The organism is Pseudomonas sp. NPDC089406, from assembly GCF_044900265.1.
GTDB lineage: Bacteria > Pseudomonadota > Gammaproteobacteria > Pseudomonadales > Pseudomonadaceae > Aquipseudomonas > Aquipseudomonas fakonensis.
Genome location: NZ_JBJDNC010000013.1, coordinates 107,380 through 127,461, shown reverse-complemented (window position 1 = coordinate 127,461; position 20,082 = coordinate 107,380). Strand labels below are relative to the sequence as shown.

The window sequence follows — 20,082 nt, the reverse complement described above, 5'->3', positions numbered from 1 at the left end:
CTGGCATACGACCATGGTCGCGGGACGGCACCGGGCTAAATCTCTAGACTGCGCTCCCAGTAGCTTCAGTAGCCTGAGATAACAATCCATGTACCGTGATCGTATCCGCTTGTCCTCCCTGCACAGCAAGGTAATGAGTGCGGCTGATGCCGCTGGCCTGATCGAGGACGGCATGACCGTCGGCATGAGCGGTTTCACCCGCGCCGGCGAAGCCAAGGCGGTGCCCCACGCACTGGCCGAGCGCGCAAAACAGTCGCCGCTGAAGATCAGCCTGATGACCGGCGCAAGCCTGGGCAACGACCTCGACAAACAGCTGACCGAGGCCGGCGTGCTGGCCCGGCGCATGCCGTTCCAGGTCGACAGCACCCTGCGCAAGGCCATCAACGACGGCCAGGTGATGTTCATCGACCAGCACCTGTCGGAAACCGTCGAGCAACTGCGCAACAAGCAACTGACCCTGCCGGACATCGCGGTCATCGAAGCGGTGGCAATCACCGAACAGGGCCATATCGTGCCGACTACCTCCGTCGGTAACTCGGCCAGCTTCGCCATCTTCGCCAAGCAGGTCATCGTCGAGATCAACCTGTCGCACAACGCCAACCTCGAAGGCCTGCACGACATCTATATCCCGACCTACCGCCCGACCCGCACGCCGATCCCGCTGGTAAAAGTCGACGACCGCATCGGCAGCACCGCCATCCCGATCGACCCGGCCAAGATCGTCGGCATCGTCATCAGCGACCAGCCGGACTCGCCGTCCACCGTGCTGCCGCCCGATCACGAAACCCAGGGCATCGCCGACCACCTGATCGCCTTCCTCAAAGGCGAGGTGGACGCCGGGCGCATGAGCAACAACCTCGGCCCGCTGCAAGCCGGCATCGGCAGCATCGCCAACGCGGTGATGTGCGGCCTGATCGACTCGCCGTTCGAAGACCTGACCATGTACTCCGAAGTGCTGCAGGACTCGACCTTCGACCTGATCGACGCCGGCAAGCTGCGCTTTGCCTCGGGCAGCTCGATCACCCTGTCGAGCCGGCGCAACGCCGACGTGTTCGGCAACCTGGAGCGCTATAAAGACAAGCTGGTGCTGCGCCCGCAGGAAATCTCCAACCACCCTGAAGTGGTGCGGCGCTTAGGCATCATCGGCATCAACACCGCGCTTGAGTTCGACATCTACGGCAACGTCAACTCTACCCACGTGTGTGGCACCCGGATGATGAACGGCATCGGCGGCTCGGGCGACTTCGCCCGCAACGCCCACCTGGCGATCTTCGTCACCAAGTCCATCGCCAAGGGCGGTGCGATTTCCAGCGTGGTGCCGATGGTCAGCCACGTCGACCACACCGAGCACGACGTCGACATCCTGGTCACCGAAGTGGGCCTGGCCGACCTGCGTGGCCTGGCGCCGCGCGAGCGCGCCCGGGCGATCATCGACAACTGCGTGCACCCGGACTTCCGCGCCGCGCTCAACGACTACTTCGAACGCGCCTGCCAGCGCGGCGGCCACACCCCGCACATTCTGCGCGAAGCCCTGAGCTGGCACGAAAACCTGGAAGAAACCGGGCGCATGCTGGCCAGCTGATCCCGTTACACCTCGATAACCCAATCGCCGGCAAGCCGGCTCCTACAAGGACCACGCATCCCTGTAGGAGCCGGCTTGCCGGCGATTGCGTTCTGGAACACCACAACAGATTCAGCCCCCACACAGTAGGCATCAATAAACTGTTCTACTGTACCGGTAAATTCCTACACCCCCGCGTCACTCTTCCTACCCGGCACGCATTTTTGCACCATATAAGTGCAGACCAGTACAGTATCGCCAATTTCGAGTGCAACAGTCGCGTTACACAGTTAACTGAGTTATCACATTACTACTTAACTGTATCTACTGTTATGGACAACGGAGGAGGAAGATGGGCACCAGTTAAATCACTATCTAATCCCGCCATAAGCGGAAGGACGTCACATCATGGAACGTACCCTCAGTTCCGGTCTGGTCTTCGAAAGCAACGCCCAAGCCTCCAGCACTTCGCTGCCGCTGCGCGCCCTGTCCACCCTGCTGCTGTGGCAGCGCCGCATGGCCAGCCGCCGCCAACTGGCTCGCCTGGACGCCCGCCTGCTGGCCGACGCCGGTATCAGCGAATCGCAGCGTTACGAAGAGCTCAGCAAGCCGTTCTGGCGCTAAGCTTCGGTAGCCGGCCCCGGCCGGCACCGCGAATTCTCAAGAACCCGTCGCAGGTGACTGCGACGGGTTTTTTGTTTGTGATGCCCGGTCCAGAGCGGTTTACAGCACACACATGTACAGTTTCATAAAATCACTAAACCACAAGTACAGTTACGAAATGTGATGTTTAGCGCTTCCGGGCAGGCGAACCGAGGCGTGTTACGCTTGTCCTACACGCCTGGCAGTAAACGTACCGTGACGAGCCAAGCGAGCGTCCGATAACCAGAACCCTCCCGACCCTGTACAGGAGTCCAGCAAAATGTCCCGTTATCATCTGATTGGCGCCGCCTTGCTGCTGTCGCTCGCCGGTGCCGCACAAGCCACCAGCTTCGTAGTCACCACCGACGCCGTGGTGCGCGCCGGCGCCGCCACCACCGATGCCACCTCCGACGTCACTTCGTCGTTCCGTGACGACAAGATCGTCAAGGCCGCCCGTGACGACGCCGCCAGCTTCGTCGGCAGCGAAGGCGCCATCCGCGGTGCCTCGCTGGAAAGCGCATTCCTGCACATCCGCCAGCAAATGCCCGAGCTGCAAGCCAGCGACGCGCAACTGGCCCGCGCCATCCTGGCCCTCTAATACAAGCCTTAGCCCCCGGATTCACTGGCCCTGGCCAGCGCATCCGGGGTAGCCTTCGCTGCCCGAAACCATTGCCACCCGAGAGCCCATGCGTTACTTGCCCTTGCTGTTCGCCCTCGCCGGTGTGGGAAGCGCCCATGCCATGGATGTCACCACCCAAAGCCTCGTCGGCACCGGTTATGTCACAAGCCAGGTGACCACCGCGCCCTTCGATCGCAAGATCGTCGCCGCCGCCCGTGACGACGCTGCAGCTTTCGTTGCCACTGACGGCCTGATTCGCGGCGCCCGCCTGCAGGCGGCGCTGGTTTCGCTGCGTGCACAGCACAGCTGTCACTCTGTCGGCGACCTTGAACTGGCCGAGGCGATTCTCGTCCAATGAACACCCCCTGACTCCTTTGTATCTTCTGGAGATGCTCCATGCGTAAACCGCTGATCGCCGCTGCCCTCGGCATGCTTGTACTGGCCGACATGGCCCAGGCCCACACCCTGGTGGCCACCAGCAACATCATCGTCCGCGCCTCTGGCCGTTCGATCGATTTCACCTCCGACACCACCACCTCGATTCGCGATTCGAAAGTGGTCCGCGATGCCCACGACGACGCAGCCAGCTTCGTCGCCAGCAACGGCGACATTCGCGGCGCGCAACTGGAAGCCGCGTTCAATGCCCTGCGCACGCAGCTGCCTGAAGCGCGCGACGCCAGCGACCAGGTACTGGCCGAAGCCATCCTGTCGCTGTGAAGCGCGCGCGTGCCTGGCTGCTCGGCTGCGCCCTGACGCTGCTTGGCACGCCCGCCCTGGCCGACCTGCAGTTGGTGCTACAGGCTGACGGCCTGGACCAACCCCAGCAACACGCCACCCAACAGTTGCTCGACGAAGCCATGGCCAAGCTGCCACCGCGCTTCAAGCAGCAGCTCGACCGCCAGGTGCTGGTCAGTTGGACCGGGCACATGCCCGAGGACGCCTACGGCCAGGCCACGCCGGTGTCCACCCTCGACCTCAACCGGCGCCTGTTGCCGGGCCTGGTGGATGGCAGCGACCGGAATGAGAAGACCAACCGCCCCCACGGCACCGTGCACGAAGAGCTGCTGGCCACCGTGCTGCACGAGCTCACCCACATTTACGACCGTGCCCGCCTGTGGCCCGCCGCCGAACGCCAGCTGATCAGCCGCTGCAAGCGCCAGCAGGGCGTCCTGGGCAAGGTCGGCCTGCCCGGTGATTGCCGCGGCCAGGCCGAACGCCGCTTCACCCTGAGCGACGACCCACGCCTGCTCGACCTCGCCGGCTGGCCGCAATACGTCGGCCGGCGCGGCGAACGCGAACAGCACAACGGCCAGCTGGTACGCAGCCCCGACCCCTACGAGCTGAGCAGCCCGAAGGAGTTCATCGCGGTCAACATGGAGTACTTCCTCCTCGACCCCAGCTACGCCTGCCGCCGCCCGGCGCTTAACCACTACCTGCGCGAGCACTTTGGCTGGGCGCCGCAGCAGAGCGCCTGCGAAAAGAGCCTGCCGTTCCTCAACGCCGGCAACGACTTTGCCCGCCAGCCGCTGGGCGAAATCGACCCCGAGCGGGTCTACGAGGTGGACTACCTGCTGGCCGAAGCCAACCAGAACTGGGTCAGCCGCTGGGGCCACAGCATGCTGCGCCTGGTGATCTGCGCCCCCGGCCGGCCGCGCGGCCCGGACTGCCGGCTGGACCTCGACCAGAGCCTGGTGCTGTCGTACCGCGCCTTCGTCAACGACGTGCAACTGTCCAGCTGGGACGGCCTGACCGGCGCCTATCCGTCGCGGCTGTTCGTGCTGCCGCTGGGCCAGGTGATCGACGAATACACCAAGACCGAGCTGCGCAGCCTGGCCTCGGTACCGCTCAAGCTCAGCCGCGACGAAATCGAAAACCTGGTGCGCCAGGCCGCCGAGATGCACTGGAGCTACGACGGCAACTACTACTTCCTGTCCAACAACTGCGCGGTGGAGTCGCTCAAGCTGCTGCGCAGCGGCACCGGCAACCCACGCCTGGCCGACCTCGACGCAATCATGCCCAACGGCCTGCTGGAAGTGCTCAAGGGCCGTGGCCTGGCCGACACCAGCGTGCTCGACGACCCGCGCGAGGCGCTGCGCCTGGGTTATCGCTTCGACTCCTACCGCGACCGCTACCAAGCCATGTTCGAGGTGCTGAAAAAGCAGCTGCCGGTAAAACAGACCCACGTCGAAGACTGGCTGGCCCTGGACGCCGAACAGCGCCGCCCTTGGTTCGAGCGCGCCGATTTGCGCACCAGCGCGGCGTTGCTGCTGCTCGAGCAGGCCGGCCTGCGCCGCCAGTTGCTGCTGGCCCAGGACGAGGTGAAGCAGCGTTACCTCAACGAGCGGGCGATCAAGGACGGCAGTTTCGACAAGGCCAACGAGACCCTGCAGGCAATGCTGGCCAACAGCGGCTTCCTCAGCCGCCCGGCGGAGCTGCTGGGGGCAGGGGGCTACGGCCTGCCGCAGCCCGAAGAGCGCAAGCAGCTGGAGCAGGTGAGCAGCGAACGCCAGGCCCAGCTGCTGAGCCTGAGCACCACGCTGGACCAGCAGGTGAGGGCGCTGCTAGGGCCGGAGCGGGGCAGGGAGATCAAGGCCGTGGAGGCCAACATCAAGCAGGTGGGTGAGCACCTGCGCAAACTGCACAAGGCCGCTGGAGGGCTGCAGTTGCCCTGAAGCCAATCACCGCTCGCTGTAGGAGCGGCCTTGTGTCGCGAAAGGCCCGCGCAGCGGGCCCGACGGTATTGAATGGTGCGTAGATCCTGGGCCCGCTGCGCGAGCCTTTCGCGACACAAGGCCGCTCCTACAGTGATCGTGTTGCGCCAACGGCCCGGTTGCTAAAACCGTTCCTCATCCTCCTCCGGCAACCCCTCATCCACCCGCATCCACGGCAAGCGGCTGCCCACCCAGATATGCCGGTTGGCCGGCACCCGCTCGGGGTGGTCCAGGGTCGCCACCGTCACATCCAGCGTATCCGGGCTGTGAGTAGTCACCAGCGCCACATGCGCCCCGCAGCTGCCACAGAAATACCGGCTGCAGCTGTCGGGTGCCACATAGCGCTGCGCCGACCCGCACAGCCACTCGAAATCTTTCAAAACCACGGTCACCCAGGTCACCAAAGTCCCGCCGCTGACCCGCCGGCAAATCGAGCAATGGCAATGCGCAACATCACTCAGATCACCGCGCAAGCGGTACCGTAGAGCGCCGCAATGACACCCGCCCGTCACTTCATCCGTCATCCGCACGACCTCTTGTCGCCTCGCCACAGGCGAAAGCTGGCTGAAAGCTTGCCCGCATAGGATAGCGCCACTACCGGCGTCAGACCGGTCAGCCAGGGCACCCGGAACCTTCCGCGCCCGGCCCATCCAACAACAACAATGGTGATACTGATGCCTTCCCGTGCCCGCATGTCTGCAAGCCCCCTCCCGTTACTCCCCGCGCAGCGCCTGACGCGCTGATCCGCCCGAATAGCCTTCCCTTTCGCGCCACGCCTGGAGTACCGCCATGCTGACCTTCCTCGGCTTTGCCATGGTCATCACCTTCATGTACCTGATCATGACCAAGCGCCTGTCGGCCTTGATCGCGCTGATCCTGGTACCGATCCTGTTCGCCCTGTTCGGCGGCTTCTACAGCGACATCGGCCCGATGATGCTGCAAGGCATCAGCAAGCTCGCGCCCACCGGCGTGATGCTGATGTTCGCCATCTTGTACTTCGCCCTGATGATCGACTCCGGCCTGTTCGACCCGGCCGTGCGCAAGATCCTCAAGCTGGTCAAGGGCGACCCGCTGAAAGTCTCGGTCGGCACCGCCGTACTGGCCCTGGTGGTGTCCCTCGACGGTGACGGCGCCACCACCTACATGATCTGCTGCGCCGCCATGCTGCCGCTGTACAGCCGCTTAGGCATGAGCCCGCGGATCATGGCCGGCCTGATCATCCTCGCCGGCGGGGTGATGAACATGACCCCCTGGGGCGGCCCCACCGCCCGCGCCGCCAGCGCCCTGCACGTCGACCCGTCGGACATCTTCGTGCCGATGATCCCGGCCATGGCCTTCGGCGTGCTGGCAATCCTTGCCATCGCCTACTGGTACGGCCTGCGCGAACGCGCCCGGCTGGGTGAGCTGCACCTGCCCACCGACGACATCGACCACAGCGAAATCAGCGTCTCGCAATTCCCTGAAGCGCGTCGCCCCAAGCTGATCTGGTTCAACGGTGCCCTGACCGCCGCGCTGATGGTGGCGCTGATCGCCGGCGTCCTGCCGCTGCCGGTGCTGTTCATGATCGCCTTCAGCATCGCCATGATCGTCAACTACCCGTGCCTGCAGCAGCAAAAAGACCGTATCGCCGCCCACGCCTCCAGCGTACTGGCAGTCAGCGGGCTGATCTTCGCGGCCGGTATCTTCACCGGCATCCTGTCGGGCACCGGCATGGTCGAGGCCATGTCCAAGAGCCTGCTGGCAGTCATCCCCGAGGCGTTCGGCCCGTACATGGCAGTGATCACCGCCATCGTCAGCATGCCGTTCACCTTCTTCATGTCCAATGACGCCTTCTACTACGGCGTGCTGCCGGTGCTGGCCGACTTCGCCAGCCACTACGGCGTCACCCCGGTGGAAATGGCCCGCGCCTCGATCGTCGGCCAGCCGGTACACCTGCTCAGCCCGCTGGTACCCTCCACCTACCTGCTGGTGGCCCTGGCCGGCATCGAGTTCGGCGACCACCAACGCTTCACCCTCAAGTGGGCAGTACTGGTGTGCCTGTGCATAATGCTCGCCGCGCTGGTTCTGGGGACTTTCCCGCTGTTCAGCAGTCTCTGATACATACGCTCACGCAAACCGCCAGGCGCCTACACTTAAAGTGCCTGGCCTTCACCGCTCGAAGGAATACACATGGAATGGCTGACCAGCCCGGAAATCTGGGTTGCCTTTTTCACCCTCACGGCCCTTGAGATCGTGCTCGGGATCGACAACATCATCATGATCTCGATCCTGGTCAGCCGCATGCCCAAGCACATGCAGCCGCGCACGCGAATCTTCGGCCTGGCCCTGGCCATGGTCACGCGCATCCTGCTGCTGCTGTCGATCACCTGGGTCATGCGCCTCACCGACGACCTGTTCCATGTGCTCGGCCAAGGTATCTCCGGCCGCGATCTGATCCTGTTCTTCGGCGGCCTGTTCCTGCTGTGGAAAAGCTCGCAAGAGATCTACCACGGCCTGGAAGGCGAGGACGAAAGCAGCGACGAGCCCAAGGGCGCCGGCGGCCAGTTCTTCTACACCATCATCCAGATCGCCATCATCGACATCGTGTTCTCGCTGGACTCGGTGATTACCGCAGTAGGCATGGTGTCCCACGTGCCGGTGATGATCGCCGCGATCATCGTCGCGGTGCTGGTGATGATGCTCTGCGCCGGTACCATCAGCGACTTCATCGACAAGCACCCGTCGCTGAAGATGCTTGCGCTTTCGTTCCTGATCGTCGTCGGTACCGTGCTGATCGCCGAATCTTTCGACGTGCATGTACCGAAAGGTTACGTCTACTTCGCCATGGCCTTCTCGCTGGCGGTGGAGGCGATCAACATTCGTATGCGCACTGCCAAGGCGCGCAAGGAAGGCCTGGAACACGACCCGGTGAAACTGCGCAAGGACATTCCGGGTCAATAGACCCCGGGAGCGCGGTAGAAAAGGGCCCTTCGGGGCCTTTTTTCGTTTTTGCCTGTACCGGCCTCATCGCCGGCAAGCCGGCTCCTACAAGGTTTCGCCGTTCCCTGTAGGAGCCGGCTTGCCGGCGATAGGGCCAGCAAATGTTTCAAAAGCATTTCAGCCATGCCAAGCTGGCAACCACCACGCAAACCAACTAAAGCTTCAGTGAGCCCTGCAAAAAACCAACGCCCACCCCCGGGCCAGGCTCACCGCGTCACCCATTGGCCCCGCACAGGGGCGTAGAACAAAAGGGGGCCTGACCATGCTGACCTTGCTCAACCTGCTCTCCGCCGTGGCCCTGCTGGTGTGGGGCACGCACATCGTGCGCACCGGCATCCTGCGGGTGTACGGCTCGAACCTGCGCCGGGTGCTCAGCCAGAACATGAACAAACGCCCGCTGGCGTTCATCGCCGGCATCCTCGTCACCGCCGTGGTGCAAAGCAGCAACGCCACCGCCATGCTGGTCACCTCGTTCGTCGGCCAGGGCCTGATGGTCATGACCCCGGCCCTGGCGATCATGCTCGGCGCCGACGTGGGTACCGCATTGATGGCCCGGGTGCTGACCTTCGACCTGTCCTGGCTGTCGCCGCTGCTGCTGTTCATCGGGGTGATCTTCTTCCTCTCGCGCAAGCAGACGCGCATCGGCCAGATGGGCCGGGTGGCCATCGGCCTGGGGCTGATCATCCTGGCCTTGCAACTGATCGTGCAGGCCGCAGCGCCGATCACCCACGCCCAAGGGGTGAAAGTGCTGTTCGCCTCGCTGACCGGCGACATCCTGCTGGACGCCCTGGTCGGCGCGCTGTTCGCCATGATTTCGTATTCCAGCCTGGCCGCCGTGCTGCTCACCGCCACCCTGGCCGGGGCCGAGGTGATCAGCCTGCCGGTAGCCATCGGCCTGGTGGTCGGCGCCAACATCGGCAGCGGCCTTTTGGCCTTCATCAGCACCAGCATGCAGAACACCGCCGGGCGCCGTGTGGCCCTGGGCAGTCTGCTGTACAAGCTGATCGGCCTGCTGCTGATCATCCCGGTGCTGCACCCGCTGGTGGAATGGATGGACAGCCTGAGCTTCAGCCCGCAGGAGCTGGTAATCGGCTTCCACCTGCTCTACAACACCCTGCGCTGCCTGATCATGCTGCCCACCGTCACCTTCATGGGCCGCCTGTGCAACACCCTGCTGCCCGACCGCGAGCACGGCAACGGCCAGGTCAAGCCACGCCACCTCGACGCCTCGGCGCTGGCCACCCCCAGCCTGGCCCTGGCCAACGCCGCCCGCGAAACCCTGCGCCTGGGCGATCTGGTCGACAGCCTGCTCGAAGCCATGCTCGGCGCCCTGCGCGGCAGCCACACCGCCATGCCGCAACAGGTACGCGCCCTGGCCGAGGACGCCGAAGCGCTGTACAGCGCGATCAAGCTGTACCTGGCACAAATGCCCCGCGAAGACCTGAGCGAAGCAGAAAACCGCCGCTGGGCCGAAACCATCGAGCTTGCCATCAACCTCAAGCTTGCCTGCGACCTGATCGAGCGCATGCTGCGCAAGGTGCAGCAGCAAAAGACCTCCCAGCGCCGCGAGTTCTCCCAGGTAGGGCTCGAAGAGCTCACCGGCCTGCAGGAGCAGTTGTTGTCCAACCTGCGCCTGGGGTTGTCGGTGTTTCTCAGCGCCGACCCCGAAAGCGCGCAGTTGCTGCTGCGCGAAAAACGCCGCTTCCGCGCCCAGGAACGGCGCCTGGCCCACGCCCATGTCAGCCGCCTGCAACGTAAAGTGGTGCAGAGTATCGAGACCAGTTCGCTACACTTGGAGCTGATTGCCGACATGAAGCGGTTGAACTCTTTGTTCTGCAGCAGTGCCTATGTGGTACTGGGCGGTACCGACACCGGCGGGCTGATGCTCGACAGCGTGCCGGACGAAGCCCGCCAGCCGTAAACACACGCACCCGGAGACCGAAGCTCGCCCATGCGTTGCCTGATGTTCGTTTGCCTGCTGATCCTGAGCCTGCCCAGCCTTGCCCTCGACCGTTCGCGGGTGGAGGGCTACCTGCTGCCCAACGGCCTGCAGGTGATCCTCAAGTCCGGCTATGAGCGCGACCATGTGTCGATCCGCCTGGTGGTCGGCGTGGGCCTGGATGACTTCGACTGCAACCAGCGCGAGCTGCCGCACCTGCTGGAGCACCTGCTGTTCAGCGGCATCGACGAAACCGGCGAGGGCGGCCTGGAAGAACGCCTGCAGGCCCTGGGCGGGGAGTGGAACGCCTTTACCAGCAGCGCCGACACCACCTTCGTGATCGAGGCCCCGGCGCGCAACCAGCGCAAGGTCCTCGACCTGCTGCTGGCCCTGCTGCGCGACACCCGCATCGACGCCAAGGCCCTGGCCACCGCCAAGCAGATCATCGAGCGCGAGGACGGCGGCCACTACGGCCACCTGCAGCGCTGGCTCGACCGCCAGCAGGTCGGCCACCCGGCCAGCGACCAGCTGGCCACCGAGCTGGGCCTCAAATGCGAAGAGCGCTCCGACCTCGAAGACATGACCCTGCAACAGGTACAGCAACTGCGCGAGCACTGGTACGCCGCCAACAACATGACGCTGATCGTGGTCGGCGGCCTCGACCGCCTGCTGCCGGCCTACCTGGAGCGCACCTTTGCCGAGCTGCCGGCCAGCGAGCCCGAGGAGCGGCGCAACCTCGAGAGCATCAGCCGCCAGGCCGAGCAGCGCCGTGACCTGATCCGCGGCTGGCTGGGCGACAGCGTCAAGCTGCACTGGCTGTTCGTCGAGCCGACGCTTGAAGAGGGCCACGACCAGACCCTGGAGCTGCTGTCGCGCTACCTCGACTGGGCCCTGTACGACCAGCTGCGCCTGCGCCACGGCCTGTCCTACGGCCCCTCGGCGCAGCGCGAGAGCTTCGGCGACAGCGGCCTGCTCAGCCTCAACGCCGACCTTGAGCGTGACGACCTCGATGCCGCAGTGAAGGTGCTCGAGCAGCTGTTCGAGCACTTGCGCAAGCATGGCCTGGACCCGGACACCTTCGCCCGCATCAAGGAAGCCGCCATTGCCCGGGAGAGCTGGACCAGCCAGGGCAACACAGCGCTGGCCGACTACTACTGGGGCGCGCTCAACGCCTACGACAACGGCCGCTTCAGCGACCCGGTGCGCCAGCTGCGCCAGGTCAGCCTCAAGCAGGCCGACGCGGCGCTGCAGCAACTGCTGAAAGAGCCGGGCTACCTGCGCATCGAAAAACCGCTGCTGGGCTACGACGAGCTGTACGGGCTGGTAGCGTTGCTGCTGGGGCTGGTCGCCGCCGCCGGGCTGATCCGCTGGCGCCGTGCTACACGTCAGTAGTGATTCGGCGGTATCCTGTGCCGGCCTTTTCGCGGGTAAACCCGCTCCCACAGGGACCGCGCATGCCCGCAGGCCGCAATTGACCTGTGGGAGCGGGTTTACCCGCGAAGAGGCCGGTACAGCCCCCACATTTTCTGTTGCAGACCCATGCCCCCAATCCCCAATTTCGTCCTGCGCCTGATCGAACTGCTCAAGCGCTACCCCGGCATCATCGCGCTCGGCGGCTTTCTCTCCGGTATCGGCAGCTTCATCCTGGTCGACCGCCAGGCCGGCCTCGCCAGCTGGATCGCCATCCTCATGCTGGTCAGCTGGGTCTGGCTGATGCTGGAGAATACCCTCACCGGCCTGTTCGCCCGCACCTTCAAGCGTGAGATCCCGCAGCCGCTGCTGCGCTACGCTACGCAGATGATCCACCAGGAAAGCCTGTTCTTCGTCCTGCCGTTCTTCTTCATCACCACCACCTGGAACAGCGGCCAGCTGATTTTCACAGGTCTCTTGGCCGGCGCCGGGCTGGTGTCGATCATCGACCCGCTGTACTACAAGTGGCTGGCCCCGCGGCGCTGGCTGTTCCTTGCGCTGCACACCCTGACCCTGTTCGCGGCAATGCTCACCGCGCTGCCGATCATCCTGCACCTGACCACCGCGCAAAGTTTCAAGCTGGCGCTGATTGCGGCCATGGTGCTGTCGTTCCCAAGCCTTGCCAGCAGCTTCCCGATCCGCACCTGGCGGCGCGGCGTGGCACTGGTGCTGGTAACCCTGGCAGTGGGCGGCGGTGGCTGGCTGCTGCGCTCCTGGGTACCGCCGGCCACCCTGTGGCTGACCGATGTGGCCGTCAGCACCGAAGTGATCAACCGCCAACCGGGTGAATCGCTGGACGAAGTGCCTGCGAGCCGCATCCGCAACGGCGGGCTGTACGCCTATACCTCGATCAACGCACCGCGCGGCCTGGACGAACGCATCTACCATGTGTGGCAACTGGACGGCAAAGAAGTCGACCGCATCGCGCTGGACATCCACGGCGGGCGTAAAGAAGGCTACCGGGCCTGGACCCACAAGCAGAACTTCCCGCCCAACCCGGTGGGCAAGTGGCAGGTGCGGGTGCTGACCGAAGACGGCCAGGTGATCGGCGTGCTGCGCTTCAAGGTGGTCGAGGATGTGCCGGTTCCAGGCTGAGTCGCGCCCCCCCTGTAGGAGCGGCCTCGTGTCGCGAAAGGGGCGCGCAGCGGCCCCAGCAATTTTGCATGATGCCGAGATCCTGGGGCCGCTTCGCAGCCCTTTCCGACCGGTCCGGCGCCCCGGCAAGGCCGCTCCTACAAAGAGGGTGCGAACCTGGCGCACAGCACATTTTCAACAAACCCCGGCCACCCCGCTGCGCTATGATCTGCCTCTGTGCCATTCGTCAGATGCAGGGAGCCTATGACCGCCCCGAGCGCCACCCTGGACCACCAGCAGCAGCCCACCCGCCTGCGCATCGCCGGTGACTGGACCCTGGCCCACTACGCCAGCCTCAAGCGCGAATGCGAGCGCCTGCGCAGCCAATACCAGGCTGACACCCAGGTCGACCTCAGCCAGCTCGGGCGCCTCGACACCGCCGGCGCCTCGCTGCTGGCCGAACTGCTCGGGGCCGAGCGCCTGTCGCGCTGCACCGGCGAGCTGCCCGAAGCCAGCCGCGCGCTGCTGCACAACGTCTACAGCTCGGTGCAGAACTACTGCATCCCGGTCAAACAACCCGAACGCCCGGTGCTGATCCAGCTGCTGGCACGCATCGGCTGCGCCGTCGACACCCTGTGGCAGGACACCCAGCAGGTATTGGGCTTCATCGGCCTGATCCTGCAAACCCTGTTCGTGCGCGCCTTCCAGCCCCGCCGCTGGCGGCTCACCCCGGTGGTCGCCCACCTTGAACAGACCGGCCTGGACGCCGCCCCCATCGTCGCCCTGCTGACCTTCCTGGTGGGCGCCGTGGTGGCCTTCCTCGGTGCCACGGTGCTGGCCGCCTTCGGTGCGACCATTTTCACCGTCGACCTGGTGGCGTTCTCGTTCCTGCGCGAGTTCGCCGTGCTGCTGACCGCCATCCTCATGGCCGGGCGCACCGCCAGTGCGTTCACCGCGCAGATCGGCTCGATGAAGGCCAACGAAGAGATCGACGCCATCCGCACCCTGGGCCTGAACCCCATCGAACTGCTGGTGGTGCCACGGGTACTGGCGCTGCTGATCGCCCTGCCATTGCTGACCTTCGTCGCGATGATCTGCGGCATCGTCGGCGGCGCCGTGGTGTGTGCGCTGTCGCTGGGCATCACCCCGGCCATGTTCCTGTCGTTGCTGCAAAGCGATATCGGCGTGCAGCACTTTCTGGTAGGCCTGGCCAAGGCGCCGTTTTTCGCCTTCCTGATCGCCGCCATCGGCTGCCTGGAAGGTTTCAAGGTCAGTGGCAGCGCCGAATCGGTCGGCGCCCACACCACCTCTGCCGTGGTCCAGTCGATTTTCGTGGTCATCGTGCTGGACGCAGTGGCCGCGCTGTTCTTCATGGAGATGGGCTGGTGAGCGAAGCTGTGATCGAGGCCCGCGGCCTGTGCAACCGCTTCGGCAGCCAGAGCGTGCACGAAAACCTCGACCTGGACCTGTACCGCGGCGAGATCCTCGCCGTGGTCGGCGGCTCGGGCAGCGGCAAGTCGGTGCTGCTACGCAGCATCATCGGCCTGCGCCAGCCCAACGAGGGCCAGGTGAAGGTGTTCGGCCAGGACCTGGCCGGGGCCAGCGAGCAGCAGCGTTCGTTGATCGAACGGCGCTTCGGCGTACTGTTTCAGAAGGGCGCGCTGTTCTCGTCGCTGACCGTCACCGAAAACGTCGCCCTGCCGCTGATCGAGCACGCCGGCCTGTCGCGGGCCGACGCCGAGCACCTGGCCGGGGTCAAGCTGGCCCTGGCCGGGCTGCCGATCAGCGCCGCCGACAAGTACCCCGCCTCGCTGTCCGGCGGCATGATCAAGCGCGCCGCCCTGGCCCGCGCCCTGGCGTTGGACCCGGACATCCTGTTCCTCGACGAGCCCACCGCCGGCCTGGACCCGATCGGCGCCGCCGCCTTCGACCAGCTCATCCTCACCCTGCGTGACGCCCTGGGCCTGTCGGTGTTCCTGATCACCCACGACCTGGACACCCTCTACACCATCACCGACCGGGTGGCGGTGCTGTCGCAGAAGAAAGTGCTGGTGGCCGGCCCCTTGAGCGAAGTCGAGCAAACCGACGACGCCTGGATTCACGAATACTTTCACGGCCCGCGCGGCCGGGCGGCCGAAAGCGCCGCCCTGCGCGCCCGCCAGGAGCGCTGAACGATGGAAACCCGAGCTCACCATGTATTGATCGGCCTGGTCACCGTGCTGGTGGTGGCCGGCGCCATGCTGTTCGGCCTGTGGCTGACCAAGTCCAGCGTCGACGATGCATTCAAGGATTACGAAGTGGTGTTCAACGAGGCGGTGTCGGGCCTGTCCCGGGGCAGCCCGGTGCAGTACAACGGCATCAAGGTGGGTGATGTCAGCAGCCTGCGCCTCGACCCGCAGGACCCGCGCCGGGTACTGGCGCGGGTGCGCCTGAGCGGCGACACGCCGGTAAAAGAGGACACCCAGGCCAAGCTGACCCTGGCCGGGGTCACCGGCAACTCGTTCATCCAGCTCAGTGGCGGCACGCCGCAAAGCCCGGAACTCAAGGGCAAGGACGGCAAACTGCCGATCATCATCGCCTCGCCCTCACCGATTTCGCGCCTGCTCAACGACAGCAGCGACCTGGTGACCAACATCAACCTGCTGCTGCACAACGCCAACCAGATGTTCTCGGAAAGCAACGTCGAGCACCTGAGCAACACCCTGGCCAACCTCGACCAGACCACCGGCGCCTTCGCCAGCAAGAAGGGCGGCATCGCCGATACCCTGGCGCAGTTGTCGGAAGTCGGCCGCCAGGCCAACGCCACCCTGGCCGAAACCCAGGCCTTGATGAAAAACGCCAACGGCCTGCTGGGCAGCCAGGGCAAGCAGGCCATCGGCAGCGCCGAGCAGGCCATGCAGTCGCTGGCCGAAAGCGCAGCCACCCTGAACAGCCTGCTGCAGGACAACCGCCAGTCCATCGACGACGGCGCCCAGGGCCTGAATCAGGTGGCCCCGGCCATCCGCGAACTGCGTGAAACCCTCAATTCGCTCAAGGGCATCTCCCGGCGCCTGGAGGCCGACCCCAGCGGCTACCTGCTGGGCCGCGACAACAACAAGGAGTTCCAGCCATGAACCGCTCGCTGCGCCTGGCCACACTCGCCGCCACCCTGGGCCTGGCCTCGGCCTGCTCGATCCTGCCGCAGAGCGCGCCGGTGGATATCTACCGGCTGCCGGCCAGCCAGGCCACAGGCAGCGCGGCACCGGTGGGCTGGTCGCTGCGCCTGAACAAACCCTTGGCCAGCGAAGCCCTGGCCGGGCCGCGCATTGCCGTGATCCCCCAGGGCGACGTAATCAGCAGCTACCAGGGCGCGCGCTGGAGCGACCCGGCGCCGCAATTGCTGCGCAACCGCCTGCTCGATGGCTTCCAGCGTGACGGCCGGGTGCAGCGGCTGAGCGCCGACGACAGCAACCTGCAGGCCGACTACGAGCTGGGCGGGGAGTTGCAGGCGTTCCAGAGCGAATACCGCCAAGGCCAGCAGGTGGAGGTGGTGATCCGCTACGATGCCCGCCTGGTGCAAGGGCGTAGCCAGCGCATTCTGGCCAGCAAGCGCTTCGAGGTGCGCCAGCCGCTGTCAGGCACCCAGGTGCCGGCGGTGGTCAGCGGCTTCGGCGCAGCCAGCGACCAGCTGACCCGCCAGGTGATCGACTGGAGCGTTAGCCAGGCCAGCCAGGCTCAGGCAAAGAACCAGTAGCAGACGAAGATCGCTGCCACCACGCCGGAGAATTCCGCCAGCAGGGCGCAACCGACAGCGTGGCGCACCCGCTGGATACCCACAGCGCCGAAGTACACCGCCAGCACGTAGAAGGTGGTCTCGGTGCTGCCCTGGATGGTCGCCGCCACCAGCGCCGGGAAGCTGTCCACACCATGCACCTGCATGGTTTCGATCAGCATGGCCCGCGCGGCGCTGCCGGAGAACGGCTTGACCAGCGCGGTGGGCAGGCCCTCGACGAAGCGGGTATCCAGGCCCAGCCAGCTCACCGCATGGCGAATGCCGTCCAGGGCCAGCTCCAGGGCGCCCGAGGCGCGCAGCACGCCCACCGCCACCAGCATGGCCACAAGGTACGGCAGCAGCCCCTTGGCCACATCGAAGCCCTCTTTGGCGCCTTCGACGAAGGCTTCATACACCTTCACCCGCTTCAGCGCGCCAATCAGCAAAAACAGCATGATCACGCCGAACAGCGTCAGGTTGCCGAGGATCGACGACAGGCCGGACAGGGCCGCCGACGACAGGGTGCCGAGAAACGCCATGAAGCCACCCAGCAGCAAGGCGCCGGGGATCATGTAGGCCAGCACCACCGGGTCCCACAGGCGCAGGCGCTGCATCACCGCCACCGACAGCAGGCCCACCAGGGTCGACACGCTGGTGGCCAGCAGAATGGGCAGGAACACCAGGGTCGGGTCGGCGGCGCCCTGCTGGGCGCGGTACATGAAGATGGTCACCGGCAACAGGGTCAGCGACGAGGCGTTGAGCACCAGGAACAGGATTTGCGCGTTGCTCGCCGTGGTAGTGCTGGGGTTGAGCTCCTGCAGGGCGCGCATGGCTTTCAGGCCGATCGGCGTGGCGGCGTTGTCCAGGCCCAGGCCGTTGGCGGCAAAGTTCATGGTGATCAGGCCCAGGGCAGGGTGGCCGCGCGGCACTTCAGGCATCAGGCGGGCGAACAGAGGGCCGAGCACCTTGGCCAGCCATTCGACGATGCCGGCCTTCTCGGCGATTTTGAGAAAGCCCAGCCACAGGGTCAGGGTGCCGAACAGCAGCACCATGACCTCCACCGACAGCTTGGCCATGGCAAAGATGCTCACGACCATAGCGGCGAAGATCTCGGCGTTGCCGCCCACCAGCCATTGCGCCAAGGCAGAGATGGCCGCCACCACGAAAAAGCCGAGCCAGAGGGCGTTGAGCATCCTGAATTCCCCTGTGAAAAATGCCCGAATGATAGCGCATGCCGGTGTCTGGCTGCTGTAGGAGCGGCCTTGTGTCGCGAATGGGCTGCGCAGCAGCCCCAGCGATTTTGCATGATGCCGAGATCGTGGGGCCGCTACGCGCCCCTTTCGCGACACAAGGCCGCTCCTACAGGGGGGAGTGTGGCGGCACGGAAAACAAAAAAGCCCCGACAAGTCGGGGCTTTCTGGTTCAGCTCAAGGCCTTACTGGCTGACGGTCTTGCCCGCCACCACTGCCTCGGTCTTGCCTTTGTCCAGCACCAGCGACTTGTAGTACGCCTCGCCTTTTTCGGCGTCGTACATACCCTGCCACTTGGCGATGACCACCGCGGCCAGGGCGTTGCCCACCACGTTCAGCGCGGTACGGGCCATGTCCATGATGCGGTCGACACCGGCGATGAAGGCCAGGCCTTCCAGCGGAATGCCGACGCTGCCCAGGGTGGCCAGCAGTACCACGAACGACACGCCCGGCACGCCAGCGATGCCCTTGGAGGTGACCATCAGGGTCAGCACCAGCATCAGCTGCTGGCCGATCGACAGGTCGATGCCGTACAGCTGGGCGATGAAGATCGCCGCGATGCTCTGGTACAGGGTCGAACCGTCAAGGTTGAACGAGTAGCCGGTCGGCACCACGAACGAGCAGATCGACTTCGGCGCGCCGTACTTTTCCATCTTCTCGATCACGCGCGGCAGCACGGTCTCGGAGCTGGAGGTGGAGTAGGCGAGGATCAGCTCGTCCTTCATGATGCGCATGATCTTGATGATCGAGAAGCCGAACACGCGCGCCACCAGGCCCAGCACCATGAAGGCGAAGAAGGCGATGGCGAAGTACACCAGCAGCACCAGCTTGGCCAGCGGCAGCAGCGAGGCGAAGCCGAAGTTGGCGACGGTGGCGGCGATCAGGGCGAACACGCCGATCGGGGCGTAGTTCATGATCATGTGGGTGACCTTGAACATGGTCTCCGACACGCCCTGGAAGGTACGCACCAGCGGCTCGCGCAGCTCGGCGTTGAGGCTCGACAGGCCCATGCCGAACATCACCGAGAAGAAGATGATCGGCAGCATCTCGCCACGCATCAGCGCCGCGAAGATGTTCGACGGGATCAGGTTGAGCAGGGTCTCGATGAACGCGTGCTCATGCTGTACCTCGGCCGCAGTGGCCTGGTACTTAGAGATATCGACAGTGCCCAAGGTGCTCATGTCGATGCCGGCGCCCGGGTGGAACACGTTGGCCAGCACCAGGCCGACGACGATGGCGATGGTGGTCACCACCTCGAAGTAGAGGATGGTCTTCAGGCCAATGCTGCCCAGTTTCTTCGCGTCGCCTACCCCGGCGATACCCACGATCAGCGACGAAATCACGATCGGGACAACGATCATCTTGATCAGGCGAATGAAGATGTCGCCAGCGGGCTGGAGGACGTTGCTGATCCACCATGCCTTTTCTGCACTGAAATGATTCAGTAGCGCGCCGACTGCAACGCCCAGCAACAGACCGATGACGATCTGCCAGGCGAGGCTCAGTTTTGCCTTCTTCATGTCATTACCCTTTGTTGTAGTGGTCACGGGCATCAACCGGAAAACCGCGTCCCAGAGCTGTTCACAGCCTGCCGGTAACGCATCGTTTCCACTCGACGACCCCATGGAAGGTCACCGCGAGCGCACCTTGAGGGGGCTCGGGCCAGGGAAAAAGGCGGCAACTATTGCGATGGGGAAGGGGCCAGTCTAATGCCGGAAACGACTACCCCATGCCGAATCGGCATGAGACTCCGCACTGAAATCGGGCATCGCCAAGTGCTTGATTTTAAACGTTCGGTTTTCCGAACAAGACCAAACCGCCATGTTTCGGCAGATTTGACGGTATGCATGCGGGGGTTTTGATGGCGTGTTCGACAATCCGAATGGCTGAAATGCCACTTGTCCTGACCGGCCGGACAATCGAAAAAAAAACGATATACGGTCACTACAAAATGTGTCTTTAGGAAAATTCACGCACATATATAGGAAGGGGATGCTTGATCAGGCGCTTCGGAAGCCAGACCGACCCCTGGCCGACCTGCAACTTCCGATGCCACCCTCTCCTGACCCGGCCCACGAAGGAGGTA

General features: G+C 64.7%; 18 protein-coding genes. 15 read left to right on the top strand and 3 right to left on the bottom strand.

Annotation, left to right across the window (positions count from 1 at the left end):
- Nucleotides 1-88 precede the first annotated feature (88 nt).
- The 6 genes from ACI2KK_RS11970 (at nucleotide 89) to ACI2KK_RS11945 (ending at nucleotide 5,494) form a co-directional block, all read left to right on the top strand.
- Nucleotides 89-1,582: an acetyl-CoA hydrolase/transferase family protein gene (locus ACI2KK_RS11970; RefSeq protein WP_217841182.1), complete on the top strand. Its 1,494-nt coding sequence runs from the start codon at nucleotides 89-91 to the stop codon at nucleotides 1,580-1,582.
- Nucleotides 1,583-1,969: 387 nt separating this feature from the next.
- Complete coding sequence (locus ACI2KK_RS11965; protein ID WP_217841181.1) at nucleotides 1,970-2,185, top strand: DUF1127 domain-containing protein; 216 nt, start codon at nucleotides 1,970-1,972, stop codon at nucleotides 2,183-2,185.
- A 298-nt stretch (nucleotides 2,186-2,483) separates the two neighbouring features.
- Nucleotides 2,484-2,801: a DUF2388 domain-containing protein gene (locus ACI2KK_RS11960; protein WP_404669060.1), complete on the top strand. Its 318-nt coding sequence runs from the start codon at nucleotides 2,484-2,486 to the stop codon at nucleotides 2,799-2,801.
- An 88-nt stretch (nucleotides 2,802-2,889) separates the two neighbouring features.
- Nucleotides 2,890-3,180 (top strand): DUF2388 domain-containing protein, encoded by a 291-nt coding sequence (locus tag ACI2KK_RS11955; protein WP_217886853.1) that lies wholly within the window; start codon nucleotides 2,890-2,892, stop codon nucleotides 3,178-3,180.
- A 38-nt stretch (nucleotides 3,181-3,218) separates the two neighbouring features.
- Entirely contained in the window at nucleotides 3,219-3,539 is a 321-nt protein-coding gene (locus tag ACI2KK_RS11950; RefSeq protein ID WP_404669059.1) for a DUF2388 domain-containing protein, read from the top strand.
- On the top strand, nucleotides 3,536-5,494 hold the full coding sequence (locus ACI2KK_RS11945) for a DUF4105 domain-containing protein (protein ID WP_404669058.1): 1,959 nt from the start codon (nucleotides 3,536-3,538) through the stop codon (nucleotides 5,492-5,494). Before ACI2KK_RS11950 ends, ACI2KK_RS11945 begins: the two co-directional genes overlap by 4 nt.
- A 161-nt stretch (nucleotides 5,495-5,655) precedes the next feature.
- Here ACI2KK_RS11945 and ACI2KK_RS11940 read toward each other — a convergent pair whose 3' ends face one another.
- The gene (locus ACI2KK_RS11940) at nucleotides 5,656-6,057 is read right to left on the bottom strand and encodes a GFA family protein (RefSeq protein WP_404669057.1); all 402 of its coding nucleotides are present in this window, start codon (nucleotides 6,055-6,057) and stop codon (nucleotides 5,656-5,658) included.
- Between the two features lie 265 nt (nucleotides 6,058-6,322).
- Here ACI2KK_RS11940 and ACI2KK_RS11935 point away from each other — a divergent pair, with 265 nt between their 5' ends.
- From ACI2KK_RS11935 to ACI2KK_RS11895, 9 genes are all read left to right on the top strand, one after another.
- Complete coding sequence (locus ACI2KK_RS11935; protein ID WP_217841175.1) at nucleotides 6,323-7,630, top strand: CitMHS family transporter; 1,308 nt, start codon at nucleotides 6,323-6,325, stop codon at nucleotides 7,628-7,630.
- 72 nt (nucleotides 7,631-7,702) lie between these two features.
- On the top strand, nucleotides 7,703-8,473 hold the full coding sequence (locus ACI2KK_RS11930) for a TerC family protein (RefSeq protein WP_404669056.1): 771 nt from the start codon (nucleotides 7,703-7,705) through the stop codon (nucleotides 8,471-8,473).
- A 301-nt stretch (nucleotides 8,474-8,774) separates the two neighbouring features.
- The gene (locus ACI2KK_RS11925; RefSeq protein ID WP_404669055.1) at nucleotides 8,775-10,433 is read left to right on the top strand and encodes a Na/Pi cotransporter family protein; all 1,659 of its coding nucleotides are present in this window, start codon (nucleotides 8,775-8,777) and stop codon (nucleotides 10,431-10,433) included.
- Between the two features lie 30 nt (nucleotides 10,434-10,463).
- Complete coding sequence (locus tag ACI2KK_RS11920) at nucleotides 10,464-11,843, top strand: M16 family metallopeptidase (protein WP_404669054.1); 1,380 nt, start codon at nucleotides 10,464-10,466, stop codon at nucleotides 11,841-11,843.
- Between the two features lie 147 nt (nucleotides 11,844-11,990).
- A complete protein-coding gene (locus ACI2KK_RS11915) occupies nucleotides 11,991-13,016 on the top strand; it encodes a DUF5924 family protein (RefSeq protein WP_404669053.1) in 1,026 nt (341 codons plus the stop codon).
- A 243-nt stretch (nucleotides 13,017-13,259) separates the two neighbouring features.
- Complete coding sequence (locus tag ACI2KK_RS11910; RefSeq protein ID WP_404669052.1) at nucleotides 13,260-14,384, top strand: ABC transporter permease; 1,125 nt, start codon at nucleotides 13,260-13,262, stop codon at nucleotides 14,382-14,384.
- A complete protein-coding gene (locus ACI2KK_RS11905) occupies nucleotides 14,381-15,166 on the top strand; it encodes an ABC transporter ATP-binding protein (protein ID WP_369988997.1) in 786 nt (261 codons plus the stop codon). Before ACI2KK_RS11910 ends, ACI2KK_RS11905 begins: the two co-directional genes overlap by 4 nt.
- Nucleotides 15,167-15,169: 3 nt before the next feature.
- Nucleotides 15,170-16,108 carry an MlaD family protein gene (locus tag ACI2KK_RS11900; RefSeq protein ID WP_404669051.1) on the top strand — a complete coding sequence of 313 codons (939 nt, stop codon included), beginning with the start codon at nucleotides 15,170-15,172 and terminating at the stop codon, nucleotides 16,106-16,108.
- A complete protein-coding gene (locus ACI2KK_RS11895; protein ID WP_404669050.1) occupies nucleotides 16,105-16,728 on the top strand; it encodes an ABC-type transport auxiliary lipoprotein family protein in 624 nt (207 codons plus the stop codon). Before ACI2KK_RS11900 ends, ACI2KK_RS11895 begins: the two co-directional genes overlap by 4 nt.
- Here the strand turns inward: ACI2KK_RS11895 and ACI2KK_RS11890 are convergent.
- Together ACI2KK_RS11890 and gltP are read right to left on the bottom strand one after the other, a co-directional pair.
- Nucleotides 16,710-17,939, bottom strand: coding sequence for a nucleoside recognition domain-containing protein (locus ACI2KK_RS11890; protein ID WP_404669049.1), 1,230 nt, complete (start codon nucleotides 17,937-17,939; stop codon nucleotides 16,710-16,712). The genes ACI2KK_RS11895 and ACI2KK_RS11890 overlap by 19 nt on opposite strands.
- 242 nt (nucleotides 17,940-18,181) lie before the next feature.
- On the bottom strand, nucleotides 18,182-19,516 hold the full coding sequence (gene gltP / locus ACI2KK_RS11885) for a glutamate/aspartate:proton symporter GltP (protein ID WP_217841165.1): 1,335 nt from the start codon (nucleotides 19,514-19,516) through the stop codon (nucleotides 18,182-18,184).
- Nucleotides 19,517-20,082 lie beyond the last annotated feature (566 nt).

Excerpts from the sequence above, each read along its gene's own strand:
- ACI2KK_RS11970 (WP_217841182.1), top strand. The coding sequence starts at position 89 with ATGTACCGTGATCGTATCCGCTTGTCCTCCCTGCACAGCAAGGTAATG.
- ACI2KK_RS11965 (WP_217841181.1), top strand. The coding sequence starts at position 1,970 with ATGGAACGTACCCTCAGTTCCGGTCTGGTCTTCGAAAGCAACGCCCAA.
- ACI2KK_RS11960 (WP_404669060.1), top strand. The coding sequence starts at position 2,484 with ATGTCCCGTTATCATCTGATTGGCGCCGCCTTGCTGCTGTCGCTCGCC.
- ACI2KK_RS11955 (WP_217886853.1), top strand. The coding sequence starts at position 2,890 with ATGCGTTACTTGCCCTTGCTGTTCGCCCTCGCCGGTGTGGGAAGCGCC.
- ACI2KK_RS11950 (WP_404669059.1), top strand. The coding sequence starts at position 3,219 with ATGCGTAAACCGCTGATCGCCGCTGCCCTCGGCATGCTTGTACTGGCC.
- ACI2KK_RS11940 (WP_404669057.1), bottom strand. The coding sequence starts at position 6,057 with ATGACGGATGAAGTGACGGGCGGGTGTCATTGCGGCGCTCTACGGTAC.
- ACI2KK_RS11935 (WP_217841175.1), top strand. The coding sequence starts at position 6,323 with ATGCTGACCTTCCTCGGCTTTGCCATGGTCATCACCTTCATGTACCTG.
- ACI2KK_RS11930 (WP_404669056.1), top strand. The coding sequence starts at position 7,703 with ATGGAATGGCTGACCAGCCCGGAAATCTGGGTTGCCTTTTTCACCCTC.
- ACI2KK_RS11925 (WP_404669055.1), top strand. The coding sequence starts at position 8,775 with ATGCTGACCTTGCTCAACCTGCTCTCCGCCGTGGCCCTGCTGGTGTGG.
- ACI2KK_RS11920 (WP_404669054.1), top strand. The coding sequence starts at position 10,464 with ATGCGTTGCCTGATGTTCGTTTGCCTGCTGATCCTGAGCCTGCCCAGC.
- ACI2KK_RS11915 (WP_404669053.1), top strand. The coding sequence starts at position 11,991 with ATGCCCCCAATCCCCAATTTCGTCCTGCGCCTGATCGAACTGCTCAAG.
- ACI2KK_RS11910 (WP_404669052.1), top strand. The coding sequence starts at position 13,260 with ATGACCGCCCCGAGCGCCACCCTGGACCACCAGCAGCAGCCCACCCGC.
- ACI2KK_RS11900 (WP_404669051.1), top strand. The coding sequence starts at position 15,170 with ATGGAAACCCGAGCTCACCATGTATTGATCGGCCTGGTCACCGTGCTG.
- ACI2KK_RS11895 (WP_404669050.1), top strand. The coding sequence starts at position 16,105 with ATGAACCGCTCGCTGCGCCTGGCCACACTCGCCGCCACCCTGGGCCTG.
- ACI2KK_RS11890 (WP_404669049.1), bottom strand. The coding sequence starts at position 17,939 with ATGCTCAACGCCCTCTGGCTCGGCTTTTTCGTGGTGGCGGCCATCTCT.
- gltP (WP_217841165.1), bottom strand. The coding sequence starts at position 19,516 with ATGAAGAAGGCAAAACTGAGCCTCGCCTGGCAGATCGTCATCGGTCTG.